Annotated in this window: 18 protein-coding genes; 17 read left to right on the forward strand and 1 reads right to left on the reverse strand. The window is 45.4% G+C overall.

Annotated elements, in window-relative coordinates; all coding sequences use genetic code 11:
- Positions 1 to 7: 7 nt before the first annotated feature.
- From MLE17_RS01250 to MLE17_RS01260, 3 genes are all read left to right on the forward strand, one after another.
- Positions 8 to 268, forward strand: a complete 261-nt coding sequence (locus MLE17_RS01250) for a hypothetical protein (protein ID WP_243345577.1) — start codon at positions 8 to 10, stop codon at positions 266 to 268.
- Between the two features lie 10 nt (positions 269 to 278).
- Positions 279 to 2,594 (forward strand): arylsulfatase, encoded by a 2,316-nt coding sequence (locus MLE17_RS01255; RefSeq protein WP_243345578.1) that lies wholly within the window; start codon positions 279 to 281, stop codon positions 2,592 to 2,594.
- Positions 2,595 to 3,025: 431 nt separating this feature from the next.
- Positions 3,026 to 5,602, forward strand: a complete 2,577-nt coding sequence (locus MLE17_RS01260; protein ID WP_243345579.1) for a TonB-dependent receptor — start codon at positions 3,026 to 3,028, stop codon at positions 5,600 to 5,602.
- 571 nt (positions 5,603 to 6,173) lie between these two features.
- Here MLE17_RS01260 and MLE17_RS01265 read toward each other — a convergent pair.
- Positions 6,174 to 7,970, reverse strand: a complete 1,797-nt coding sequence (locus MLE17_RS01265) for a serine/threonine-protein kinase (protein ID WP_243345580.1) — start codon at positions 7,968 to 7,970, stop codon at positions 6,174 to 6,176.
- A gap of 601 nt (positions 7,971 to 8,571) precedes the next feature.
- On the opposite strand from MLE17_RS01265, the gene MLE17_RS01270 reads away from it, so the two are divergent.
- From MLE17_RS01270 to MLE17_RS01335, 14 genes are all read left to right on the forward strand, one after another.
- The gene (locus MLE17_RS01270; protein ID WP_243345581.1) at positions 8,572 to 8,787 is read left to right on the forward strand and encodes a hypothetical protein; all 216 of its coding nucleotides are present in this window, start codon (positions 8,572 to 8,574) and stop codon (positions 8,785 to 8,787) included.
- 530 nt (positions 8,788 to 9,317) lie between these two features.
- Entirely contained in the window at positions 9,318 to 10,565 is a 1,248-nt protein-coding gene (locus MLE17_RS01275) for an anaerobic sulfatase-maturation protein (RefSeq protein WP_243345582.1), read from the forward strand.
- Between the two features lie 3 nt (positions 10,566 to 10,568).
- Entirely contained in the window at positions 10,569 to 11,054 is a 486-nt protein-coding gene (locus MLE17_RS01280; protein WP_243345604.1) for a GNAT family N-acetyltransferase, read from the forward strand.
- Positions 11,055 to 11,329: 275 nt separating this feature from the next.
- Positions 11,330 to 13,651, forward strand: coding sequence for a sulfurtransferase TusA family protein (locus MLE17_RS01285; protein ID WP_243345606.1), 2,322 nt, complete (start codon positions 11,330 to 11,332; stop codon positions 13,649 to 13,651).
- 718 nt (positions 13,652 to 14,369) lie between these two features.
- The gene (thiS, locus tag MLE17_RS01290; protein WP_243345608.1) at positions 14,370 to 14,585 is read left to right on the forward strand and encodes a sulfur carrier protein ThiS; all 216 of its coding nucleotides are present in this window, start codon (positions 14,370 to 14,372) and stop codon (positions 14,583 to 14,585) included.
- A gap of 133 nt (positions 14,586 to 14,718) precedes the next feature.
- Positions 14,719 to 15,528 (forward strand): HesA/MoeB/ThiF family protein, encoded by an 810-nt coding sequence (locus tag MLE17_RS01295; protein ID WP_243345609.1) that lies wholly within the window; start codon positions 14,719 to 14,721, stop codon positions 15,526 to 15,528.
- Between the two features lie 228 nt (positions 15,529 to 15,756).
- Complete coding sequence (locus MLE17_RS01300) at positions 15,757 to 16,278, forward strand: DsrE/DsrF/DrsH-like family protein (protein ID WP_243345611.1); 522 nt, start codon at positions 15,757 to 15,759, stop codon at positions 16,276 to 16,278.
- Positions 16,279 to 16,353: 75 nt separating this feature from the next.
- A complete protein-coding gene (locus tag MLE17_RS01305) occupies positions 16,354 to 16,581 on the forward strand; it encodes a sulfurtransferase TusA family protein (protein WP_243345613.1) in 228 nt (75 codons plus the stop codon).
- Positions 16,582 to 16,657: 76 nt separating this feature from the next.
- Positions 16,658 to 17,062, forward strand: a complete 405-nt coding sequence (locus MLE17_RS01310; protein ID WP_243345620.1) for a Mov34/MPN/PAD-1 family protein — start codon at positions 16,658 to 16,660, stop codon at positions 17,060 to 17,062.
- A 278-nt stretch (positions 17,063 to 17,340) separates the two neighbouring features.
- A complete protein-coding gene (locus MLE17_RS01315; protein WP_243345622.1) occupies positions 17,341 to 19,092 on the forward strand; it encodes an ABC transporter ATP-binding protein in 1,752 nt (583 codons plus the stop codon).
- Between the two features lie 15 nt (positions 19,093 to 19,107).
- Positions 19,108 to 20,907, forward strand: coding sequence for an ABC transporter ATP-binding protein (locus MLE17_RS01320; protein WP_243345624.1), 1,800 nt, complete (start codon positions 19,108 to 19,110; stop codon positions 20,905 to 20,907).
- A 295-nt stretch (positions 20,908 to 21,202) separates the two neighbouring features.
- A complete protein-coding gene (locus tag MLE17_RS01325) occupies positions 21,203 to 22,111 on the forward strand; it encodes an alpha/beta hydrolase family esterase (protein ID WP_243345625.1) in 909 nt (302 codons plus the stop codon).
- A 208-nt stretch (positions 22,112 to 22,319) separates the two neighbouring features.
- Positions 22,320 to 23,513, forward strand: coding sequence for an FN3 domain-containing metallophosphoesterase family protein (locus tag MLE17_RS01330; RefSeq protein WP_243345628.1), 1,194 nt, complete (start codon positions 22,320 to 22,322; stop codon positions 23,511 to 23,513).
- Between the two features lie 262 nt (positions 23,514 to 23,775).
- Positions 23,776 to 24,666 (forward strand): hypothetical protein, encoded by an 891-nt coding sequence (locus MLE17_RS01335; RefSeq protein ID WP_243345636.1) that lies wholly within the window; start codon positions 23,776 to 23,778, stop codon positions 24,664 to 24,666.
- Positions 24,667 to 24,669 lie beyond the last annotated feature (3 nt).

Here is a 24,669-nt window from a genome sequence, read left to right on the forward strand (position 1 = left end):
TGAAAATATGAAAAAAGGACTTCTGGCTGGTATTCTACTGACGACATCAGCGCTATCAGCTCAAACAATTGATATTGTTGCACCTGAGAAAGATTACGAAGGAGCCAATCTCCCGTTTACGACATCGAAGTATGGATTATTCTGGGGAAAAACCCGTGAGTTACGAGATCCGGCTTTATTCGTAGAAGGGAGCAAATGGTATCTGCTCTATTCTGTTGCCGGTGAGAGTGGGATAGCTATTGGAGAATTAGACTTTATAAATCAATAAGAATTTACGTATGAAAAGAGAAAAACTAATTAAAGGCGGACTGGGTATTGTAGCCTCCTCACTTTTTGTAGGGACGTATGCACAAAATGCAATTAACGTCACCCCAAACACCGGATTTAAAGGAAAAATAGGGAAAACTTTGGCTGAATCAGAGCAATCCTGGCCTGAAAAGAAACAAGCCCCGGCCGGAGCTCCGAATGTATTAGTCTGGCTTATTGACGATGCCGGTTACGGAACCTCCAGTGCATTCGGAGGCTTAATGCAAACACCGGTTTTGGATAGTTTGGCAAACAATGGATTACGGTTTACTAACTTTCACTCCACGGGGGTCAGTTCTCCAACACGTGCCGCCTTATTGACCGGTCGCAATCACCATTCGGTACACATGGGAACGCTCAATTACAGTTCGCAGGGTTTTCCAGGCTACGATGCCATCATGCCGGGCGACAAAGCAACCATTGCCGAAGTGTTGCACGAAAATGGCTACAGCAATTTCGCCGTAGGTAAATATCACGTAGCTCCTCTCGACGAAATCACCGCCAACGGACCATTTGACCGTTGGGCGGTAGGACGCGGGTTCGACCATTTCTATGGTTTCCAGCTTGGACATACCGACCAATATCATCCTAATTTGTATGAAGATACAAAAGTGATCGACATTGAGCCAAATTCCAAGCATTTAACTACTTTGCTGGCCGATAAAGCGATTAGCTATATCGCCAACCAAAAGTCTATTCAGCCTGAAAAACCATTTTTCCTCTATTTTGCAACTGGAGCTATTCACTCACCTCATCAGGTGGATAAGAAATGGAGCGACTTATACAAAGGCAAGTTGGATAAAGGTTGGGATTGGTACCGCGAAGAAGTATTTGCCCGTCAGAAAAGATTGGGCGTTATTCCGGCCGATGCCGTGTTGCCCGATCGCGATCCGACGGTAAAATCCTGGGATAGCCTTACACCCGAACAACGAAAAGTATATGCCCGATTCATGGAAGTATATGCCGGTTTCTTAACTCATGCCGATTATGAATTTGGTCGCATCATAGACTATCTGAAAGAAATCGGACAAGATAAGAATACAGTTATTCTGGTGAGCATTGGCGATAATGGTTCAAGCCACAGCCCGAGAAACGGAAGTCTGAATCCATATATCAGTAGCCTCGATGAAGACAAACAAGTGGCCGAATTGTACAAGAACATTGATAAAATTGGTACAGAACACTCGTTCGAAGACGCTCCATCGGGTTGGACGCAAGCCACCAATACGCCTTTCCGTTTATGGAAAGCCGATCCCAATAGCGAAGGTGGAACTCACCAACCGTTGATTGTTTATTATCCGAATGGAGGTTTGGAAAAAGGGGGCATTCGTGGACAATATGGCCATGTGATTGATATTGCCCCAACTATTTATGAACTTACCGGAGCAAAAGTACCCGAAGTGATTAAAGGATACAAACAACAACCCATCGAAGGTACTAGTTTGGTGTATTCACTAAAAGACGCCGATGCGCCAAACCGTCATACCGTGCAATACTACGAACTATTTGGCAAGCGAGCCATAGTGAAAGACGGTTGGAAAGCATCCGTATTTCACCAATCGGGAACTGATTTCTCGAAAGATGTATGGGAGCTTTACGACTTGAAAAAAGATTTCAACGAACGTATTGACCTGGCTGCCAAATTCCCCGAAAAGGTAAAAGAACTGCAAGCTGTATTTGAAGCCGAAGCAATCAAATATAATGTTTATCCATTAAATGATAATGCATTGGGACATGGTGCAGGTGGCAGAGCCCGCAGTCCGTTTGGATTGAATAAAAAAGTGGTTTTGTACCCGGGTATTGATCAATTGCTTACTTATAGCGGGCCTCAATTTCAAAATGACCCATTTTCCATCACTGCCGATATTGAACTAAAATCTGCAACCGAACAAGGCGTATTGTTTGCAACAGGTTCCGAGTTCGATGGGTTAAGTTTGTATATTAAAGACGGTAAATTTCAGGTGGCTCACAACACCGGAAGCATAGTTCGATATTTGGAATCCAACGTCACTGTTCCTGCTGGAAAATCTAAGTTGAGATTTGAGTTAAACTACAAAGCACCTGAGAAAGGGACGAGAAATTATAATGCACCTGCGGGAACAGAAGCCATTTACATTAACGACCAAAAAGTGGGAGAAAGGGACATTGTTGCTTCCGAAGGTAGAATTGCCGTTTACAAAGATGGCATTGATGTGGGTTCTGACCGAAACTCGCCGGTTACCGACCGTTACAAGGTACCATTTGCCTTTACCGGAAAATTGAACAATGTGACGATTGAATATAAATAAAGCCTCTATTTATAAGCCTCATCCGGGAAATACCCGTCAATCTACCGCAATCAGGGTATGCAAATACTCCGATTGCGGTATTTTCCTTTAACGTCAGTAGATATAATTTTGCTTTATCAAATGTAACGGATTAATCAAGTCTTATCCGGCATTATATTTCTATATAAAAACAGGCAAACGACTTCCTCGTCCGTCGGCAAAACAGATTCGGGAAACGGTAGCCACAACACGAAAAATTGATGAAAAGTATCTCCTCTCAATCGGGTAAACCCAATAGGTTACCCCGGGATTATCTCTGCATTCCGGCATCCCATCCAATCTCTGTTACTTGCATTCACTATTCGTGTCGTTTTACACGAAACCGTTCGTAATAAATTATTACGCAACCGCATATATCCCAAATACATTAATAGTCACTAAAATTGAAAAAGATGAAACTACGAATTTACCTACCTTATCTTCTATTCATATTAGCAGCGCTCCCGGTGAGTGTATTGGCGCAACAAGTCACGGGAAAAGTTATTGACAGCAATTCCGGAGAACCTCTCATCGGCGTTACCCTTAAACTGGAAGGCACCAATACGGCTATCCAGACTGACGCAAAAGGAAAATTTATCCTGAAAACAAGCAAAAAACCGCCACTGACGATCTCTGTATCCTATACAGGATACCAGAAACAAGAATATATTATTGAAAATACAGAGGACGAGCTTACTTTCGACCTCCATCAGGATTATAACATTTTAAATCAAGTGGTAGTCACATCACGTCGCCGCAAGGAAACGGTTCAGGAGAGCCCTATTCCGGTCTCTGTAGTAACAGGTGTTAAGGTGGCCGAAGCCGGTGCATTCAATGTAAACCGGCTCAAAGAGTTAATCCCTACCGTACAGCTTTACTCGTCCAATCCCCGCAATACGGGTCTGAGTATCCGTGGATTAGGTACCACTTTCGGTCTGACCAATGACGGCATCGACCCGGGTGTGGGCTTCTACGTGGACGGTGTTTACTATGCCCGTACAGCTGCCACCACACTCGACTTTATCGACGTGGAGCGCGTGGAAGTATTGCGCGGCCCACAGGGAACACTTTTTGGTAAAAATACCACCGCCGGAGCATTCAATGTGACCACCCGCAAGCCAAGTTTCAAGCCGGGGGCAAACTTCGAACTGAGCTACGGTAACTACGGCTATATCCAGGCTAAATCATCCATAACCGGTCCTTTGAGCAAAAAGCTGGCAGGAAGATTCTCGTTCTCGGGAACCCAACGCGACGGACTGATTTACAACGTGGCCACCCAGCAGCATGTAAATGACCTCAACAACCTGGGAGGCAGAGCGCAGTTGCTATACAGACCATCTGACAAAACCGACATTATCCTGGCTGCCGATGCTTCCCGCCAACGTCCGAACGGTTACGCACAGGTGTATGCCGGAACCGCTCCTACCCTTCGTGCCAACTACCGCCAGTTCAGCCAAATCATTGCCGACCTCGGCTATACCTTACCGAGCACCAATCCGTTTGACCGCGTCATCGACCAGGATACTCCATCCCGTTCGTTCCAGGATTTGGGCGGTGTCTCATTGAATATCGAAACAGAACTGGGCAAAGGAACACTGACCTCTACCACAGCTTGGCGTTACTGGAACTGGAATCCATCCAACGACCGCGACTTTACCGGCCTTCAGGCATTAGCCTTGTCTCAGGCTCCGTCAAAACACCAGCAATGGTCACAAGAGGTGCGCTGGGCAGGTGATTTCTCTAAAAAACTGAGCGGTGTATTCGGTTTGTTTGCATTCGGACAGAATCTGAAATCGGACCCTTATCACACTGAAGAATCGGGTGTGGATACCTGGCGTTTTTCCCAAAATACGACCAACACCGCACTGTGGAAAACCACCGGTCTGTTTGACGGATTCGGTATCCATACCACTTCAGAACTGAACACGTTCAGTGGTGCTCTCTTCGGACAGCTAGACTGGGCCGTAACCAAAAAACTGCATGTACAACCGGGGCTTCGTGCCAATTATGATAAAAAGAAAGTGAACTTCGACCGTCAGACTTACGGCGGATTGCAAACCACTGATGCTGCATTGCTGAAACTAAAAAATGCGGTGTACACCAACCAGACTTTCAACGCAGATGTGGACAATACCAACTTCTCCGGTCAATTCACGGTAAGCTATAAGTTCAGAAAAAACATCAATGCATTTGCAACCTACTCTACCGGTTACAAGCCTGTGGGACTGAACCTCGGCGGTCTGCCTACCGGAACTGACGGTAAACCGTTACTTGACCTTGCAGTAATCAAACCGGAACGTGTACACCACGTGGAAGTAGCAGTAAAAACCTCTCCGACAAAGTTCTCTACGCTAAATATTACTGCGTATAATTCAGATATCAAAGACTACCAGACTCAGGTACAGTCTCCCGAACTAGGTGTAAACCGCGGTTACCTGGCCAATGCTGAAAAAGTTCGCGTTCGTGGTGTGGAAATCGAAGGGGATATCAAAGCGAATAAGCATTTCACCTTCAACGGTTCTGCTGCTTACACTGATGCTAAATACCTATCGTTCAAAAACGCACCACTTCCGTTGGAGGAAACCGGTAAAACCGACAACGGCGTTCAGGTAGCATTCAAAGACATCTCCGGCGGCGAACTTCCCGGTGTATCCAAATGGGCCGGTTCATTGGGTGGTGATTACAGCACAGCGGCAAAATTCTTAGGTCAGAAGGGCGATTTCTTCGTAGCGCTTGACACTTATGCTCGCTCTACCTTCTCCTCTAACCCATCACCTTCAAAATATCTGGTAGTTAAAGGATATGCCCTGCTGAATGGCCGCATCGGGTTCCGCAGCTCAAAGAAAGTATCAGTGTTCTTCTGGGGACGCAACCTGCTCAACAAAAACTACTTCGAGCAATTGCTGCCGGGCGCCGGAAACTCTGGTCAATATGCAGGTGTACTGGGCGACCCGAGAACTTACGGTATCACGCTGAAATACACCCTGTAATCAACTACATGGATGTACCCACATAGATTAATCATTCAAAGACAATTCGTTTAGAAGAAGATAATAAGAATAAATCAAACCATCTCCTGATGTCAATAGTGCACAGGAAGTGATGTCTTGATGTATGTTGGGTGAGGGAGTGCGATGTGAATCGCACTCCCTTTGTTTTTGTGAAGATTTTCTGTTGGGAGAATAAAAGAATGGCTCTGAGATTTCCTTTATCGGTCAGGCATTCAAATCGGAACTCCTCAGCACCTGGTTCTGAACACGGAGGGAACTTATTTTCTGTTCGGTATCCATTAATCAGCTTAGAGACGCAGGACGGTGTACGACAAGCGTCCCGCGGCTCGAGGCCGCTTGACGCGTTAGGAAGGAAACCGATCAGCATCAATGCGAACTTACCTTTCCTGTTTTCAAACGGATATACTTTTAAGCAGTTACAACTTGCTTTTGTTTTCGGTCCAGGTTTTGAAAATTTGAACCAGAAGTTATCTTCAATACTTGCGAGAAGATGTGCCAAAAGTTACTTCTCAAATTCGCGCCAAATAGAGAGAGAGTTGATAGATTAATTCTAATCATAGTCTTTTTTTAATCCAAGAATAATAGGTAATGGTTTTGCAATATAAAACACCCTCGAAAGTTTTATCTCCACTATACCATTAGCATAATTATATTCCTTGATAATATCCAATATTTCCCCCTTTATAATATCTATCGTTTCAGGCAAGTTCGCTACTTTATGAGTGTGCTTTCTGAATTTTTCAAACTGCCGATAGCTCTTAAATTTTATTGAATAATATCTTTCGTCAATTTTGTTGAATACTATTTGCCACTGCCGTTGGAACTCTATAAGTATTTCATTGATTTGTTTTTCATCATCCACATAACTATCTTTTATCAATTCGAGATCATCTTCGTTAGTTTCATAATTTATTGTGCGACTCCAGTTGATCGAAATATGTTCATCTAAATTAAACTTATAATGTGCCCCAAAAATATTTGAATAACCTTCGATCATTCCAGACCTATTTTCCTCAATCGTATTTTTCAATGCACTAACTATCCATAAAACAGGTGCATCTAAAAGATGGTATTTAGTCATTTTTAAAAGGTCATTTTCCTGGATGTGTTTCAGGATTTCTTTGCAATGATAATCTGCGCAGGACGAAAAGTATTTTAGGATTTGCCCAGATAAATCAAAGAATCTTTCGTATTCATACTTCAATGGATATTGATCAATTAAATCGCTCATCTGGTGATACAAAAGTAAATGTTCTTTATTCTCGTCCAGATTAAGAGGCGTATAAGTGTTATTGCGCTTATACACATTACTTTCATAAACGAACTTATTTTTGCAAAGCGTCAAAATCCTTTCCTGAAAACATATATTAAACAAAAAGGAGTCCACATTATATCCAATCTTCTTGTGCCAGTTCAGATTGATTTTATTTATTTCTTCAAGAGATTTAGTTTCAAAAACCATTTTAGCAAATAATATATCTTCGCTTGCTCTATTAATGATTTTGTTCAATGTTTTTCTACTAACATCATTCGGGTATACATCTTCAAGTAATACAGTCTGAATCTCTTGTAAATCCTGCTTGATTTTACCATGAATATATTTTAGTTCAACAATAACATCTTCAATTGTGAATCTTTCAATTGGATTTTGTTTGGTCATATTTTCCACCAAAGTGTCCAGATTGAAAAACAATGGATAATCGTCAGCTATGACTTTGAAACTTGAGCCTGCCGGATTTTGCTTGGTAAAGCATTCATTAATCACCAATCCCAGTGCATAAATATCAGCGGATTTCTCAATGTTATTGGCATTATTCTTTAGTTTTTGCTCAGGGGCTAAATAATTACGACTAACCAACAAATCGTTAGGCTTAGTTAGTTTTGAGTCTTTGAAATGAGCAATTCCAAAATCTGCAAGAACTAACTTTCTCCCGGCGATTAAAATATTCTCTGGCTTTATATCTCTATGTACAACACCATTCTTATGTGCAAACTTTATAGCAACGCACAATTGCAAAATATACTTTACTAAAAGATCAGCATCTTTTTCATCATGAATAATTTCTCTAAGAGTTTTTGTATAAAGAGGCATTACATAAAAGCGTTTACCTTTATGCATGCCTGCTGCTATAACAGAACATATATTTTTATGAGAATTTTCCGCGCAGAATTTCAATTCATTTTCAAATCGAATACCCTTTTTTGTTTCGATAGAATGCAAGAATTTTATTGCATAGTATTCGTTATTTGTAGTAGCTTTCCAAACTTCACCAGAGCCTCCTATTCCAATTGATTCAATTAACGAATAACGAACGTCTTTACAATAAATAAATTCGCCCTTTCTCATTGAAAATCTTTTTTGATTATCGGGACTGGACCCAAAACTCGTTCAGTTGTCAGACTGATATTCTTTCAGGTTGTTACAAACTGCTCCTATTTTAGGTTCAAGTTTTAAAAACTTGAACCAGAAGTTACCTTCTATACTTGCGACAAGAGAAGCAAAGCATCCCTGACAAATATGAGGATTATATCATAAATCCCGGTAGCTTACGGTTTCTCTAAAATCCACTTCCCCCACAAAAGTACACACATTTCTAACCCTTTTACCAAGTCACATCAAATAAACACAAAAACAACAAACAATTTTACTCCGGCAACAAATCACATTATTATCGGGCGTTAAAGGCTTGCAATAATTCCATAGTGCATTACAAGGATTACGTAGCGTTACATTCCCCCATCAAGTCACAATGGAGTGACAGTATAGGATAATACTACTTCAACACTGTCCATTTCCTGCCATACAATGAACATTATCGGAGCTACAATGTCCATTATCGGCGCTATAATGTCCATTGTAGCTCGAATAATGTTCTCTATTCTCGCAATAATCCTAAGCAGCTAAATAGTAATCCATTGATATTCAACATCAAGACAATCCCTATAAGTTGGAGAAACATCGCTGCATTGGATATGGTATCGGTGCGGTTCTTCTCTATCAGGGCGGAACGATGATTACAAACCGTATTGGGGCTGATAAACAATTTACGGGCAACTTATTCGGCGATATCCCCCTTCAGATTCAGACCGGCCACCTCCTGTTAGGAGTCAGAAAGGTGTTCTGTAGTTTAAAAGAGTGTCCAATGGGAGATTATAGTTCGTAATCAGATATACATCCCAGTCCTTTACTCGATAGTATCTAATCGGAGTAAAGTCTTGAGGGCAAAAACGGCTTTGTTTTCTTCAACCTCCGATGATGCTCCTGTGATCCTCTAAGGACACTCTAGGGATCCTCTAAGGATGCTCCGAAAAAGTTGGTTGGATTGATCTTTTAGATTATTATTATATAGAAGTGCTTTTCTTATGATTTGATGATGTATGGAGTATGATTGTTTTAAATTGAAAGTTCGGTTTTATTGATGTGAAAAGTCTTTGTATGATGTGTGATACCTGAGAGTATTTGTATCTGCCCACATAAATTGCTTGACGGCACTGATCTTACCATTGCCAACACTAACTATAACAATCAGGGGCTCAACGGCAAGGTAACCGGTGAAACATTATTGCCGATTCACATCATACCCCGATTATGGTACGCAAATACTTTAATCGGGGTATTTTCATTTGTAAATAAAATCAACACCTTTGCAGACAATAAATTAATCGGTCAATGAACCACACTCCCCGACACTCAATGAAAAAAACTATACAATTCAATCCCCTCAAATATCCCGTCTATGTGATGGCTAAGCCCATTGGGGCAGCCTGTAACCTGCGCTGTAACTACTGTTATTTTCTCGAAAAAGAGAAACTGCGCCCCAGGAACAGTTCTCCTAAAATGAGCGATGCCCTGCTTGAAGAGTTTACGCAGCAATACATCAATGCGCAACCCATCGAACAGGTGCTTTTCACCTGGCACGGCGGCGAACCGCTGCTGCTCGGGATTGACTATTTCCGCAAGGCGCTGCAATTCCAGAAGAAATACGCCCGTGGCCGCCAGATTGACAATGTACTGCAAACCAACGGCACATTGCTGTCTGACGAATGGTGCCGCTTCTTCAAAGCCAACAATTTCCTGATTGGACTTTCACTGGACGGGCCGGAGCATTGTCATGACCGCTACCGCAAAGACATTGCAGGCAAAGGCTCTTTTGCTGAGGTTATGCGTGCGGTGGAACTGCTCCAGTTGCATGATGTGGAGTTCAACATCCTGTCGGTGGTGAATGATTACAACGTGAAATATCCGTTGGAAGTCTATCATTTCTTTAAATCCATTGGCGCGCAATACATCCAGTTCTCACCGGTGGTGGAAAGGCTTGCACCCGACTCCGAGCTGTTGGCGACACTCCAAGAGCAAGACATTGCACTCACTTCCTGGTCGGTTCCGGCGCTGGAATACGGCAAGTTCCTGACTGCCATCTTTGACGAATGGGTGCGCAACGATGTGGGGCGGGTGTATGTCACCACTTTCGACAATACGCTGGCCGGATACGTGGGCGCTCCACACGGCACCTGCATCTTCGCCCCTACCTGCGGACATGCGGCAGCTCTCAGCCCGAACGGAGACCTATACGCCTGCGACCACTACGTCTTTCCGCAATATAAACGGGGCAATATTAAGGAAAAAACCATCACCGAAATGATGCTATCGAAAGAGCAGATTCAGTTTGGAAACGACAAGGCTGAGCGCCTGACACAAGCCTGCCGCCAGTGTGAATACCTGAAGCTTTGCAACGGGGAATGTCCCAAAAACCGCTTCGTCAGAATTTCCGGAGAGTCCAATGCCCACAACTACCTCTGTGCGGGACTCAAGCATTACTTCCGGCATACGGAACAGGCGATGCGATTCATGGCCAACGAACTCTCATACAAACGCGCTCCGGCCAATGTGATGTTGCAATATATCGATAAATCACCAATTCCAACATCTTCAAAGCATTAATCGATGAATGTACACATCCGCCCTATCTCCCCTCAAGACAACGCTCCGTTAGCAGCGCTTATCCGGCAGATCTTTCGTGAGTTTGGCATCGATCGTCCCGGCACGGTATATACCGATCGTGACACCGACCGGCTTTACGAAGTATTTCAGCATCCGAAATCAGCTTACTGGATTGCAGAGGAAGAGGGACAAATCATTGGCGGATGTGGTATTTACCCTACAGAAGGATTACCGGAAGGGTGTGCCGAGCTGGCAAAGTTCTACCTTCTCCCCCAATCCCGCGGAAGAGGTATTGGCAGACTTCTGATGGAAAAGAGTCTCTCGTCGGCTCGTGAGCTGGGCTACAAACAAATTTACCTCGAATCATTTCCGGAACTATCAGGTGCTGTATCGATGTATCGCAAAGCCGGATTCAAAGACCTCCCGCATTCCTGGGGAAACTCAGGACACTTCGCCTGTACGATATGGATGGTGAAATCACTCGAATAATTCTACTTCTCATGGGATTTATTTCCCAACACCCTCCCCTACCACGATTTAGGTATATCAAATGCCCTGATTGCGGGATTTTCCCGCCCGCCATTTTCCACGACCTTTGCTTTCTCAATTTTGCATCCCTGTTTGCGGATGAATGGATAACCAACAGTTATGCTCTATGGTTATTATTGATTTTTCCGTGAAATGGGAAAGCCATACTTTTGTGCCCAAACCCAAGAACTCAAAAACGTATAACATAATACGTAAAACATATAACTCATATCATCATGTACAAACTTCCTTCAACGCTTACGGACGACATTGCCTATTTCGGCACGTTGATTGACGACTTCCAACAGGGAAAAACCGAACCGGTCAAATTTAAGGGAATCCGCGTCCCGATGGGGATTTACGAACAGCGCAAAGACGGCACCTACATGGTGCGGGTGCGCACTACCGGAGGTTTTATCACCCCGCAGCAACTCAAACAGGTGGCATTGACAGCACAGGCACATCAATCGCCTTTTCTGCACATCACCACCCGTCAGGAGATTCAGATTCACCACATAGGCATCGACCAGGTGAAAACGATCCTGCCCGAACTGCAACAGGTGGAGCTTTCGTCAAAAGGCGGCGGTGGTAACACGACCCGAAACATCCTGGTAGATGTCGAAAGCGGCATCAGTGCCGAAGAGGAGTTCGACGTACTGCCTTATGCCATTGACCTCACCACCCGCCTGATTGCCGAGGCAGATTCATTCACGCTGCCCCGTAAACTGAAGATTGCTTTCTCGGCACATGCCGCTAACGGTGACCTGGCATTGGTCAATGACCTCGGCTTTGTGGCTAAGACCGTGGATGGCAAACGTGGTTTTACCGTTTACCTCGGTGGCTCGCTCGCTTCACACGCTACACTGGGCTGGAAAGTCTTTGACTTTGCACCGGAAGAAGAGCTTTATTATATTGCTGAAGCGGCTAAACAGTTCTTCTCCGCGCACGGTAACCGCAAGAACCGCCACAAGGCACGTATCCGTTACATTTTCTATAAACTGGGTGAAGAGAAAACGCTCGAACTATTCTTCAATGCCTACAACGAGCTGAAGAAAGACCCGAGCCTGAAATATACTCCGGGCAAACTGGATGTGCAGCTCACTACTCCCTCTTTTGCTCCTGCAACCATTGAAAGCGCCGCTTTCGAAGCCTGGAAAAACCGCTATGCACAACCGCAGAAACAGGCTGGATTATTTGCAATAACCATACCGGTGGAACATGGAAATGCACCCGCCGAGACCTTCCTCAAGATTGCTAAGTTTACCGAAGCATTCGGCACTGATGTGATACGCTTTACGGTTCGCCAAAACATCCAGCTGCGAAATATTCCTGAAGCATATCTTGGCAATGTCTATCAGTTGGTGAGCGAATTGAGACAAAAGGCAGATGTGCCTGCTTTGGTCAACAATGTTATCTCCTGTACAGGTGCTGATACATGCCGCTTGGGAATCTGTTTGCCCAAAGGTGCAGCGGCCGCCCTTCGCCAGAAACTGAACGAGAGCAAACTGCCGGTGGATGAGCTGAAAGATTTGCACATCAACATCTCCGGTTGTCCAAACTCCTGCGCACAACAGCGCTGGGCTGACCTCGGATTTGCCGGTCGCGTGTCACGCAACGATAGCCAGAAGATGTTCCCTGCATATACCATCTTCGCCGGAGCCGATCGTACGGGAAACGGCGAATTGGGCAATCCGTTCGGGGTGGTAAGCGCCAAGGATTTGCCTGACTTCACCCATGATTTGCTTGAGGAATATTTGAAAGTAAAAGCGAAATACGCTTCATTCCGCGAATACATTCAGCAGGAAGGAGCTAAAGCGATTGCTCTTTTGACCGAGAAATACGCCGATGTACCGTCATTCGAAGAAAACCCGGATTACTACTACGACTGGGGTAGCACCGAGCAGTTCTCGGTGGTAAACAAAGGACCGGCAGAATGTTCTGCGGGACTGTTTGACCTGATAGATGTGGACCTCAAAACCATCCAAACCGCTCTGGACTCATTGGAGGGTGAAGTGGATTTACAGAAAGTAAACCAACTGCTCTACACCATCGTTTTTGCATCGTCACGCATGTTGCTCGTGACCCGCGGTGCCGAGGCCAAAACAACAGAAGAGACCTTCGACCTGTTTATTGATAAATTCATCAAAGAGGGATACGTCAGCAAAGAGTTTACCTCGCTGGTGGAAGCTGCGAAAGCGGATCAGAAATATGACTTTGGCAAAAACAAAGAGGCAGTGATTGCCTTGGCCAAAGAGGTCATCGCACTCTATGAAAGCATGGACGATTCGCTCCAGTTTAAGGTAAAAGCGGAACCGGCAAAAGAAGAAAAGGCAGAAGCCGCAAGAGTGAAAGACCTCCGCCGTGTAGCTTGCCCATTCAACTTCGTAAAAACCAAGATTGAGCTTTCCACCCTCAAATCGGGCGATCTGCTTGAAATCCTGCTTGATGACGGCCAACCTATCGAAAACGTGCCGGGTTCGGTTCGCAACGAAGGACATGAGGTGGTATCAGCCACTCCCGTGCAGGACTACTGGAAGGTACTGATTCGTAAAGCGTAAGTTTCATTTTCCATAAATAAGAATAGCGTCATTCTCTGTCTCACGGCAGCGGGTGGCGCTTTCTTATAATATTAAGGTGATGAATACGCCCGTATTAAGGCGTCCAATACGGGCGTATTGAGGTATCGCATACGGGCGTATGGGGATGTCGCATACGCTCGTATGTTCTCATCGAATATTACCCTATATTATTTTGGAATATTGCTTTTGCAAATCCCCAGTGCGGGATAAAGGGTTTATCTCGTACGAGATAAGGTGTCGATCTAATACGAGATAAGCCCATTATCCCGTATTAGATAAGATCTATATCTAACGTTGTAGCGTCAGGCACTATCGCCCGTTAGCGGGTGACACTACTAGATAAGATCTATATCTAACGTTGTAGCGTCAGGCACTATCGCCCGTTAGCGGGTGACACTACTATGTTATTCAGGGAGGCTGAATCGTACGATTCAGGGTGTCAGAGTCGGGCGATTCAGAGGGTCTGAATCGCTCGGTTCAGGGTGGCTGAATCGTACGGGCGGGTTTCGGGGGTAAACCCGGGTTAGTTTCACACGTAAACTCGTACGGGTTTCACCGGTAAACTAACGTTAGTTTAAGTGCCAAACCCGCCATATCCCATAAACAGGGTAGATAAATGCCCCTTTTGTGGGATTTCTTTGCCCTCCGCTTTGGCGTTACTTTGCATTATCAAACAACAACATCAAATCATCATATTATGAGCAACATTATTGTAAATGGAAAATTACAGGCGATTGAAACCGAAAACATCTCGGTGATCGACCTGATTAAACTGAACAACGTGCAACAACCCGACATGGTATCGGTACAGTTGAACGAGGAGTTTGTTCTTCGTGATAATTTCGAATCGACCCTTGTAAAAGAAGGCGATGAGGTGGATTTTCTTTACTTCATGGGTGGAGGCGGTAAGTAATTTACCATTTAATCATTTACCATTTACAATTGAATATAGCTCATAAGCTTAAATTGTAAATATGTAAATTGTAAATCCTACAGCCCGTTTCCCTAAATAGTAAATTGTAAATCTCTAAATCGTAAATAAACAAGTGGAACTAAACGAAGAACAAATACAAAGATATAGCCGCCACATCCTGCTACAGGACGTAGGTGTGGAAGGACAGGAGAAAATCAGCAACGGTAAGGTATTGATTGTCGGCGCAGGCGGACTTGGCGCTCCTATCGCACTTTATCTGGCAGCTGCCGGTGTAGGTACCATCGGCATTATCGACGGTGACGTAGTGGATCTATCCAACCTGCAACGCCAGGTGATTCACTTCACCGAAGATGTCAACAAGCCCAAAGTGCTTTCGGCCAAGGAGAAAATCAACCGCATCAATCCCGATGTCAAAGTGGTGACTTATCAGGAACTGCTTACTGCCAGCAATGCGCTCGACATCATTAAGGATTACGACTTTGTGGTGGACGGTACGGATAATTTCCCCGTCAAGTTTCTCATCAATGATGCCTGTGTGAAGGCGCAAAAGCCTTTCTCCCACGGAGGAATCCTCCGCTTCGAAGGCCAGACCATCACCGTGCTTCCGGGCACAGCCTGTTACCGTTGCGTATTTCATGCCCCCCCTCCGCCGAATGCCGTACCTACCTGTTCGCAGGCTGGTGTATTGGGAGCCATCGCGGGAATGTTGGGAACTATCCAGGCCGCCGAAGTATTGAAATACCTGACCGGCGTGGGCGAACTGCTCACCAACCGTCTGCTCACTTTCAATGCCAAGACAATGGAGTTTCGCACCATCAAGGTGAAACACAACCACAAATGCGGGGTGTGCGGCGATGAACCTACGATTACCGAATTAATCGACTACGAGCAAGCGGCTTGTGAATTTAAACCTAAAAAATAGTTCTGAGCAACAAGTATCGCCTTGCCGTAAACTACTCAGGAAAATGGTTATGAAAGTCTCATTAGCGATCCCTCCGTTTTCCTTATAATTTAAATTAGAGATTGGGTTTTGTGTGTTAGTCATGCCTGTTAATGAGGATGGTTTCATTAGCCTCCCCTCATTACTCTCAGGCAAATGCTATTCAAACCCTCATTCCCTCACTCCTTCAATCCCTCAATCCTTGTAAATATGGGAATTACAGAATATGCCAGAAATCAGGAAGCCCAACAGATAACCCATCCGAAAAAGCTTTCGCTTATCGCCTTCAGCGGCGACTTTGACAAACTGGTGGCAACTTTTACTCTCGCCACAGGTGCAGCGGCCGTAGGTTACGAGGTGAATATCTTCTTCACCTTCTGGGGGCTGGATGCCATCAAGAAGAAACAGGGACGTGCCTTTGTCGGTACGGGATTCCTGCCGAAACTCTTCGGTTTCTTCATGGGTGGACCTAAAAGCTCACCCGTCAGCCGACTTAACTTCTTAGGCCTAAGCCCGAAGATCTTCCGCTACCTGATGAAAAAGAATAACGTTGCCACGCTCGAAGAGCTAATAGAAGCTGCCAAACTGCTCGGCATCAATCTTTATATCTGCGAAATGGCAATGCACATCCTCGGATTGAAGAAAGACGACTTCATCCACGAGGTGAAAGACGTACTGGGTGTACCTACCTTCCTGGAAATCTCTGAAGGTGGACGCACGCTATTTATCTAAAGGACGAATTGATTGGTCGTCTATGAATGAGGTTTCTTGAAATTGTAAATGGTAAATCCATAAATTGTAAATAACATGGCACTCAAACAACTAGACATCACCCGCGAACATTGCCCGATGACATTCGTTCGCACCAAAATACAACTCTCACAACTCAATCCCGGTGACCAGCTCGAAGTATTGGTATCCGAAGGCGAACCCTTGGAGAATATTCCCCGCAGTGCTGCCGAACAAGGCTATAACGTACTCGAGGTAGCACACGTGGAAGGCACTACCCACCGGATTCTCATTCAAAAGGATTGAATGACTGAAGGATGGAGGGAATGAAGGTTATATGCTCAAATTGTAAATGGTAAATCTTTAAATTGTAAATCAACAGATGCTCACAATACCCCAACATATCATTGACGAAATCATAGCCCATACCCGACAGGAGCTACCCAACGAAGCTTGCGGTTACCTGGCAGGAAATGGAAACGAAGTAAAGCAGGCTTATGCGTTGACCAATATCGACCATAGTCCGGAGCACTTCTCCTTCGACCCGGCGGAGCAGTTCCGCACAGTTAAGTCTGCCCGCAAGGCCGGTCTGGAGATTCTGGCAAACTTCCATAGCCATCCAGAGACACCGGCGCGTCCATCGGTCGAGGATATCAAGCTGGCATACGACCCGGAGATAAGCTATATCATTATCTCATTTGCAGGCGAGACGCCGGATGTAAAATCATTCAAGATCCGTAACGGAGAAGTAGAAAAAGAAGAAATACGTGTTGTTGTAAGTGTTTAGATTTGATGTTGGAACAGGTTCCGGAGAGAAGATTCCGACTTTTCCCGGAACCGTTTTTTACTTCATCCTACTTATTCTCTGTCAAATCGATTGAGTTAAAACATATAACGCATTTTGTCAAAAGAATATTCAGTACACCCCAAATCCATCGTCAACCACGTTGGGTATGGGGTGTTTTATTTCCGTCTTAATCCTTCAATTTGCACCACTTAACGATTATCAGATGGGAAAACCGACGGATTCTCGTTACTTTGCACTCCTTATTTTGAAGATGAAATATGTCAACCCAACAAGCCAAACCCCAAAAACCTCCCAGGCCCAATCTCTTCGCCATACTAAAGCCCTACAAAGGGCTGACTTTTATACTGATCGCCTTTGCCCTGCTGAGTAACGGCGTCAACCTCATTATTCCGAAAATTATCTCGCGGGGGATCGATTCCTTCGGTCACGGGGCATTCAACTACCGAACCATAGCCATAGAGTTTCTTTCGGCAGCATTGGTAATCTTCATCTTTGCCTATTTGCAGGGAATCCTCCAGACGCTTGTATCAGAGCGGGTTGCCAGAGATATGCGCACTAGCCTATCTGACAAGATCTCCCGCCAGGACTTCGTCTATATCCAGCAGGCAAATCCCTCGAAACTGTTGACTAACCTGACTTCCGACATCGACTCCGTCAAATTTTTTGTCGCACAGGGCTTTGTTTCCATCATTTCGTCGCTCTTCATGATTATCGGAGCCAGTGCGCTGCTGATTTCCATCAACTGGGAACTGGCACTGGCCGTGCTGACCATCATTCCGCTGGTAGGTGTAGCTTTCTTTCTCATCTTCCGCAAAGTGCGTGTGCTCTTCAAGCGCAGCCGGGAGATCATTGACCGCCTCAACAAGGTGATCAACGAAAGCATTCTCGGCGCGGCCATTATCCGTGTGCTCAATTCGCAGCAACTCGAATACAACAAGTTCCTTTCCGCCAACAGCGAGGCGCTGGGCCTGGGACTATCCATCCTGAAAATGTTTGCCACGCTGATCCCGATTGTCAACTTCGTGGGTAATATGGCCGGACTGACCATCCTCGTTCTGGGTGGGCATTTCGTCGTGACGGGCAACATGACGCTGGGTAATTTTGCTGCGTTTAACAGCTATCTGGTACTCCTGATTTTCCCGATTATCGTTATCGGATTCATGAGCAATTTCATTGCGCAGGCCGGAGCGTCATATCAACGAGTCAAAGAGGTGCTGGACGCCGCTGAACCGGTAGAATCCGGCACGCTGGAAAAGAAGTTGCAGGGAAATGTAGAACTACAAAACGTTTCCGTCAGATACGGAGAAAAGTACGCTCTGAAAGAGGTTTCCCTTCAGTTGAAAGGTGGCACGCAAACCGCGATTATCGGGCCGACGGCAGCGGGAAAGAGCCAGCTGCTCTACCTGCTGACGGCATTGATCAAACCCGAATCGGGCGCTGTCCTGTTTGACGGGGAAAGGATAGAAAACTATCGCAAGGAGGTTTTTCACCGCCAGATTGGACTGGTTTTTCAAGACAGCATTCTCTTTAATCTGTCGTTGAGGGAAAACATTGCCTTCAGTGACAAGGTGTCTGACGAATTGCTGCAAAAGGCGATTGAAACAGCCGAACTGGGTGAGTTCATTGAATCGTTGCCGGATAAATTAGACACGATCGTATCGGAGCGTGGCACATCACTCTCAGGCGGACAAAAGCAGCGCATCATGCTGGCGCGTGCCCTCGCCCTGAATCCGCAGATATTGCTTCTGGACGACTTTACGGCACGCGTGGATACGCTCACCGAACGTAAGATATTGCAGAATGTGCGCCGCAACTATCCCGATATCACAATTATCTCCGTCACCCAGAAGATTGCCTCCGTACAGCATTACGAGCAGATCGTACTGCTGATGGAAGGTGAAATCAGCGGTATCGGCACACACGAAGAGCTGCTCAGCAGTTGTCCGGAATATGTGCAAATCTTCAATTCGCAAAAAAGTCTCAACCATTACGAAACCGGCATCCGCTGATAAAGATATATGTATATGCCTGAAACAAAGCAAACCCCTCACCCATCCCGATATACGCTCAACCCGAAAACGGATCAACCCGCCAAATCCATGTCGGTGTACGCCACGCTCAAACGCATCATCGATTTGCTGGGTGACGAACGGCGTAACCTCTTGATTGCCTTTTCGGCTATCCTGGTCAATGCAACGATAAACATGGTTGCTCCGATGATGATCGGTTACAACATCGACCATTATGTGCAAACGAAGCAATATCACGGCATACTGGTCTTTTCTGGTATTCTGCTGGGCATGTACCTGACGGCATTGGTAGCCAACTACCTGCAAACGAAACTGATGGGTGGCATCGGCCAGCGCACGCTTTATAACCTGCGTAACCGCGTCTTCAGCAAACTGCAGGAGCTGCCCGTGGAGTTTTTCAACCAGAACCAGGCCGGAGACCTGATCTCCCGCATCAACAACGATACAGACAAGCTCAACCAGTTCTTTTCCCATTCGCTGATGCAGTTTGTCGGCAGCATCTTTATGATGCTCGGAGCAGGGATATTCCTCCTGAGCATCAACTTCCGCCTCGGTGCAGCAGCCCTTGCCCCTGCCCTGCTGGTCTATATTTTCACCCAATTTGTATCTCCATGGGTAAAACGACGCAATGCCGTGAACATGAAAAGTACAGGTACCATGAGTGCCGAGATACAGGAAAGCCTCAACAACTTCCGGGTAATCATTGCCTTCAACCGCCGCGATTACTTCCGCCGCCGCTTCGACGAAGTGAATGAAATCAATTACCGCACTGCCATCAAAGCGGGATTAGCCAATAACATCTTTATGCCGGTATATGGCCTAGCTTCCAATATCGGGCAGTTTGTGGTACTGGCTTTCGGTATTTACCTGATCTCCACCGGCCATTTCTCTATCGGTTTGCTGATCAGCTTCCTGGCCTATATCAACAACTTCTACAACCCGATGCGCCAACTGGCAGCGCTGTGGGCAAACTTCCAGGTAGCATTGGCAGGCTGGGACCGCATCTCGCAGATTCTGGATATGCACAATGACATGACCGTTATTGCATCTTCAACGGTTGCCCCTTCGGCCCCGTTGCTTTCGTTCCGCGATATTTCGTTCCGCTACCCCAATGGCAAAGAGGTGCTTCATCACATCAACTTCGATCTGGAACGGGGGAAAACCTATGCCTTTGTCGGCCCGACCGGAGGAGGAAAGACCACCACAGCATCGCTGATTGCACGCCTGTACGACCCGACAGAGGGAACCGTATTGCTGAATGGAAAAGACCTGCGCTCCATTTCGATAGAAGAACGGACGCAGAAGATCGGCTTTATTTTACAGGAACCGTTCCTCTTTTCCGGAACGCTGAAGGAGAATATCCTCTATGGCAATAGCGACTACGCCGGATACAACGATGAAGAGACCGAAAAGCTGATTCGCGAAACAGGGCTGGAACGTCTGCTGGAACCGTTCGAAAACGGACTGGCAACCCCATTATCGGTAAATGGGGACGGCATCAGCCTCGGACAAAAACAGCTGATCGCCTTTATGCGTGCTATTCTCAGAAAACCCGACCTGCTCATTCTGGACGAAGCTACCGCCAATATCGACACTGTTACCGAACAACTTCTGGATTCGATTCTGGAGAAATTACCGGCAACGACCACCCGTGTTATCATCGCACACCGTCTCAACACCATCACCAATGCCGATGAAATCTTCTTTATCAGCGAGGGCGAAGTGCAACGCGCCGGCTCTCTCGATGATGCCATCCGCCTGTTGCTTCACGGAAGTAGAAAGCTGACTTCATAAGTTAACTTCGGATGTTTATATCCGGAAAATCATTTGCCTGAAAAACGCCAGATCTTGATAAATGTAATCGTCTCTGAAAATCGGAGAAAAAAGTCTATTTTTAACATGCCATATCCGATTGCGGCCTGTGACTTTATGTTTATCTTTGCCCTGTTGAGAATGGAATATGCCACACAAAGACTCGCTCCTTTCTTTGTTCCTGCTTCAGTCTTTAGACATAAAAACAAACATCAATTGTCTTACGAATAAAAAGTAACAAGAAATAACCAGGAATCATTTAATTAAATCATGAACGATGAAAAAAACAGTTGTAATCTTTTTCCTTTTGGCTTCAATTTTTGCGGTCAATGCGCAATCAGGTAAATCAGTCGAAGCAGCACGTAAACTAAAAAATGCACCAACTCACAGCGCCGGCTACGGCAAAGACCTTGGTGATTTTAAGAGCGGAATTTACACGATCAACAGTGCAGGACTTGAACGCCAATATACCATTGACATTCCCAAAAACTACGACAAAAACAAAACGTACCGTTTGATCTTTACCATGCACATGATGGGCGGAAGTATGAAAACAATGGTTGATAATAACTATTATGGTCTTAAAACCTATGCTGAAAAAGAGAATGTTCCTGTTATTTTCGTTGCACCTCAGGGATATACCGACCAAACTCCCTGGCGTACACGTGATAACAAAGATCATATCTTCTTTACCGATATGCTTAAGTTGTTTAAGGATAAATTGAGCATTGACACCTCCCGCGTATTTTGCTGCGGCTTTAGCTTTGGGGCTATGTTTACCTACTCATTATCATTAGAATTCCAGAGCGATCTTCGTGCTGTGGCTTGTTATGCACCGGCCAACTGGAACATTTATCTTCCTGAAAACAAACACAAACCTCTGGCTTACTTTAGCACAACAGGTACTCAGGACGGTCTTTGCAAGTATGTCAACTCTGATGAAAAAAGGGAGGGGGGTAAGTATTGTGTATTGACTCATGCCGAAGATAACGGATTAAAACAATTGCCGGAATTACCATTAGCCACTACTCCTACTCATGTCACCACTGAACTTAAAGGACTTCCTGCTGAATATCCTGTAATGTTTGGTTCATTCGTGGGTGGTCATACCGATAACGCTAAAGATCCCGGTTCTGATGTTAACTGGATTGCTAAAGAAACGTGGGATTTCTTTATGCGTTTCTAATGGCTCATCACATTTGATTTGAATAATAATTGCCGGGGGTATTTACAGTTCGCTTGTAAATACTCCCGGTCTTTAAACAGGCTATTATATCTGTAAAGTAAGTTCTTATTCAGACTTTTCCTCACAACTCTTTGAGGCTAAAAAAGTTAAACAAACAGATTAAATCCGGCTCTTTCGTTGTTATATTCATATAACTAAAGAAAAAGCCATGAAGGCATATTTATTCCTGATATTATACCTTGGTACGTACCTGGTTACTGTTGCGCAGGACAGCCTGAAATTCGGGTTCAAAGCGCAACCTTATCTGCAACGCATGACCGAAACCGGTGTGACGGTGATGTGGGTAGCCAATAAGATGTGCACCTCTTATCTGTTATTTGGAGAAAACGATCGCCCGGATAATAAAGCATTAACGACCCATTACGGACTGATTGATGCGAATGTACCCGTCCAAAAGATCCGTCTGGACAATCTGACTCCGGGCAAGACCTACTTTTACCGGGCTGTCTCGGTTGAAATCAAGCAATACGGTGCCTACCGGATGACCTTTGGCGATACCATCATCAGCACATTACACTCGTTTACTCTTCCCCGGAAGCAAGTTTCTGCTTTCAACTTCCTCGTTTTTAACGACATTCACGGCAAGCCTTATTATGTGGACTCTGTAATTAAAGCCAATCCGGATTTCGATTTTGCTATTTATAATGGCGACATCATGCCAACCGCCTCTTCCGAAGAAGAGATTCTGAGCTTTATTTGCGGAAATGCTTTGGGTTCAGTGGCGGGAAACAAACCATTCATCATGGTGCGCGGCAATCACGAAACCCGCGGTGCCGAAGCCCGAAACCTCATCAACTATATCGACACGCCCAACGGTCAGTTTTATTACCTGTTTCGATGGGGAAATACCTGTTTTCTGATCCTCGATAGCGGAGAAGACAAGGAAGACAAGAACGCTCAATATAGTGGCCTGAGCGACTTTGATTACTACCGTAGTGAAGAGGCCGAATGGCTGAAAAAGGCTGTCACATCGGAAGAATGGAGAAATACTGATCACCGGATTGTCTGCTGCCACATCCCGGTTTCATTAAATCGCGGAGACGGACGTCACGGAACCACTGAGATCAGGAATAAGTTTGCGTCTATTCTCGATACAGCCAATGTTGATCTGGTGATCTCCGGACATACGCACCATGCCGAGCTGAAAAAACCCGGAAACGGACACCATTATGCCCTCGTGATCGGTGGAGGTCCCGAAAAAAGCGTTCCGTTTGTATTGTCCGGCCCCACCTACATAAGGGTTTCCATCGACGGCAAAAGGTTGTTTGTCGGACTATACCACATTGATGGCAGGATGATCGGATATTATAGAAAAGAGTTTACCGACGTCAGGGAGAATTAACACCATCATGACTTCTTGTCATTGAGTTTAAGGGGTTATTGCCAACATAATACGTCATTCCACTTCACCATCGGTATGTCCGATGATGACTATTTCTCTTTCGAGTCACCCCTTTTCCGGTATATTTCTAGGCTATTGCTTTGCATCAATAGTTTTACCTGAAAACGTATTTGAAGAACGCACCTAAAATCCATCTCATAAACATTTGTTATTTCCACTTTGTTATCAGTACAATCTGAAATAACCTAAAAACCAATATTTTATGAGATCAATACATTTTGCCGTTGCATCATTGCTCGTTACCAGCATCTCTGCTCAGGCTCAAAACAGTAAAATCCTGACAAGCAAGAGTGACACCCTCAACTCAAAAGATAAACAGATTACCAAAGTTACCACCTCCAAACAAACGCAGGGGGCAACATTTGGTAAAAAGGTCAATCAAGGCATACACGCAGCAGGAAGCGCTATAAACCAGGGAGCAACGCTGGTAGGTGGAGCTTTGCCGGGCGGAGCTATCGTCAGCGCCCGACAGATTCCCAATAGCATGCCCAATCGTATTTCCATGAATGTCACGGTAGCCAAACAGACACAGGGCGCCACATTCGGTGAACGTGCGGCTTCTTCAGCGGCAGGAACCATACACATTAGCCTGACCGATGAAGGTTGTGTGGTTTTTATGCCTGACAATACAACAATTCAGATCAACACCCGCACACAGACTGCCTCACAATTGAACGAAAAGGAGGCCATACCACTTAAAAGCAAACTGACAGCCAGAGATGCCCTTTGGGTGAGAAGCTCAAATAGCACAGCCGCCAACCTTCCGGGAGGTTCTATTGTTTCGGCTGCCGTCTCGTCTGTTTCAACTCTTGCGGGTTCGGAGGGTGGCGCAGCATCGGCATCCTATGCAGCTACCGGACGAACTGCCTCCGCCAGTCAGCAACTGATTGCCGAACTGCCTGACAACGATTGCGACGATGTACTACTGCTCTCTGACGGGGACTACGAGATCAGCTTCAAAGTGGTGGAGAAAGCCACTTCGGGACTGAAAGACACGCTGAAAACTCAGGTAAGAATCGGATTTACCGTGAAAGGTAACACCCTGAAGACAAAACACGACACAGCTAAAAATGCCATCAACAACGTTCGGTAAACG

Origin of the sequence: Parabacteroides sp. FAFU027 (genome assembly GCF_022808675.1) — a bacterium.
In the GTDB taxonomy this organism is placed as follows: domain Bacteria; phylum Bacteroidota; class Bacteroidia; order Bacteroidales; family UBA7332; genus CAXXIC01.

Bases quoted from the DNA above. Each gene is read 5' to 3' on its own strand.
- MLE17_RS01250 (WP_243345577.1), top strand. From the start codon at position 8: ATGAAAAAAGGACTTCTGGCTGGTATTCTACTGACGACATCAGCGCTA.
- MLE17_RS01255 (WP_243345578.1), top strand. From the start codon at position 279: ATGAAAAGAGAAAAACTAATTAAAGGCGGACTGGGTATTGTAGCCTCC.
- MLE17_RS01260 (WP_243345579.1), top strand. From the start codon at position 3,026: ATGAAACTACGAATTTACCTACCTTATCTTCTATTCATATTAGCAGCG.
- MLE17_RS01265 (WP_243345580.1), bottom strand. From the start codon at position 7,970: ATGAGAAAGGGCGAATTTATTTATTGTAAAGACGTTCGTTATTCGTTA.
- MLE17_RS01275 (WP_243345582.1), top strand. From the start codon at position 9,318: ATGAAAAAAACTATACAATTCAATCCCCTCAAATATCCCGTCTATGTG.
- MLE17_RS01280 (WP_243345604.1), top strand. From the start codon at position 10,569: ATGAATGTACACATCCGCCCTATCTCCCCTCAAGACAACGCTCCGTTA.
- MLE17_RS01285 (WP_243345606.1), top strand. From the start codon at position 11,330: ATGTACAAACTTCCTTCAACGCTTACGGACGACATTGCCTATTTCGGC.
- thiS (WP_243345608.1), top strand. From the start codon at position 14,370: ATGAGCAACATTATTGTAAATGGAAAATTACAGGCGATTGAAACCGAA.
- MLE17_RS01300 (WP_243345611.1), top strand. From the start codon at position 15,757: ATGGGAATTACAGAATATGCCAGAAATCAGGAAGCCCAACAGATAACC.
- MLE17_RS01305 (WP_243345613.1), top strand. From the start codon at position 16,354: ATGGCACTCAAACAACTAGACATCACCCGCGAACATTGCCCGATGACA.
- MLE17_RS01310 (WP_243345620.1), top strand. From the start codon at position 16,658: ATGCTCACAATACCCCAACATATCATTGACGAAATCATAGCCCATACC.
- MLE17_RS01315 (WP_243345622.1), top strand. From the start codon at position 17,341: ATGTCAACCCAACAAGCCAAACCCCAAAAACCTCCCAGGCCCAATCTC.
- MLE17_RS01320 (WP_243345624.1), top strand. From the start codon at position 19,108: ATGCCTGAAACAAAGCAAACCCCTCACCCATCCCGATATACGCTCAAC.
- MLE17_RS01325 (WP_243345625.1), top strand. From the start codon at position 21,203: ATGAAAAAAACAGTTGTAATCTTTTTCCTTTTGGCTTCAATTTTTGCG.
- MLE17_RS01330 (WP_243345628.1), top strand. From the start codon at position 22,320: ATGAAGGCATATTTATTCCTGATATTATACCTTGGTACGTACCTGGTT.
- MLE17_RS01335 (WP_243345636.1), top strand. From the start codon at position 23,776: ATGAGATCAATACATTTTGCCGTTGCATCATTGCTCGTTACCAGCATC.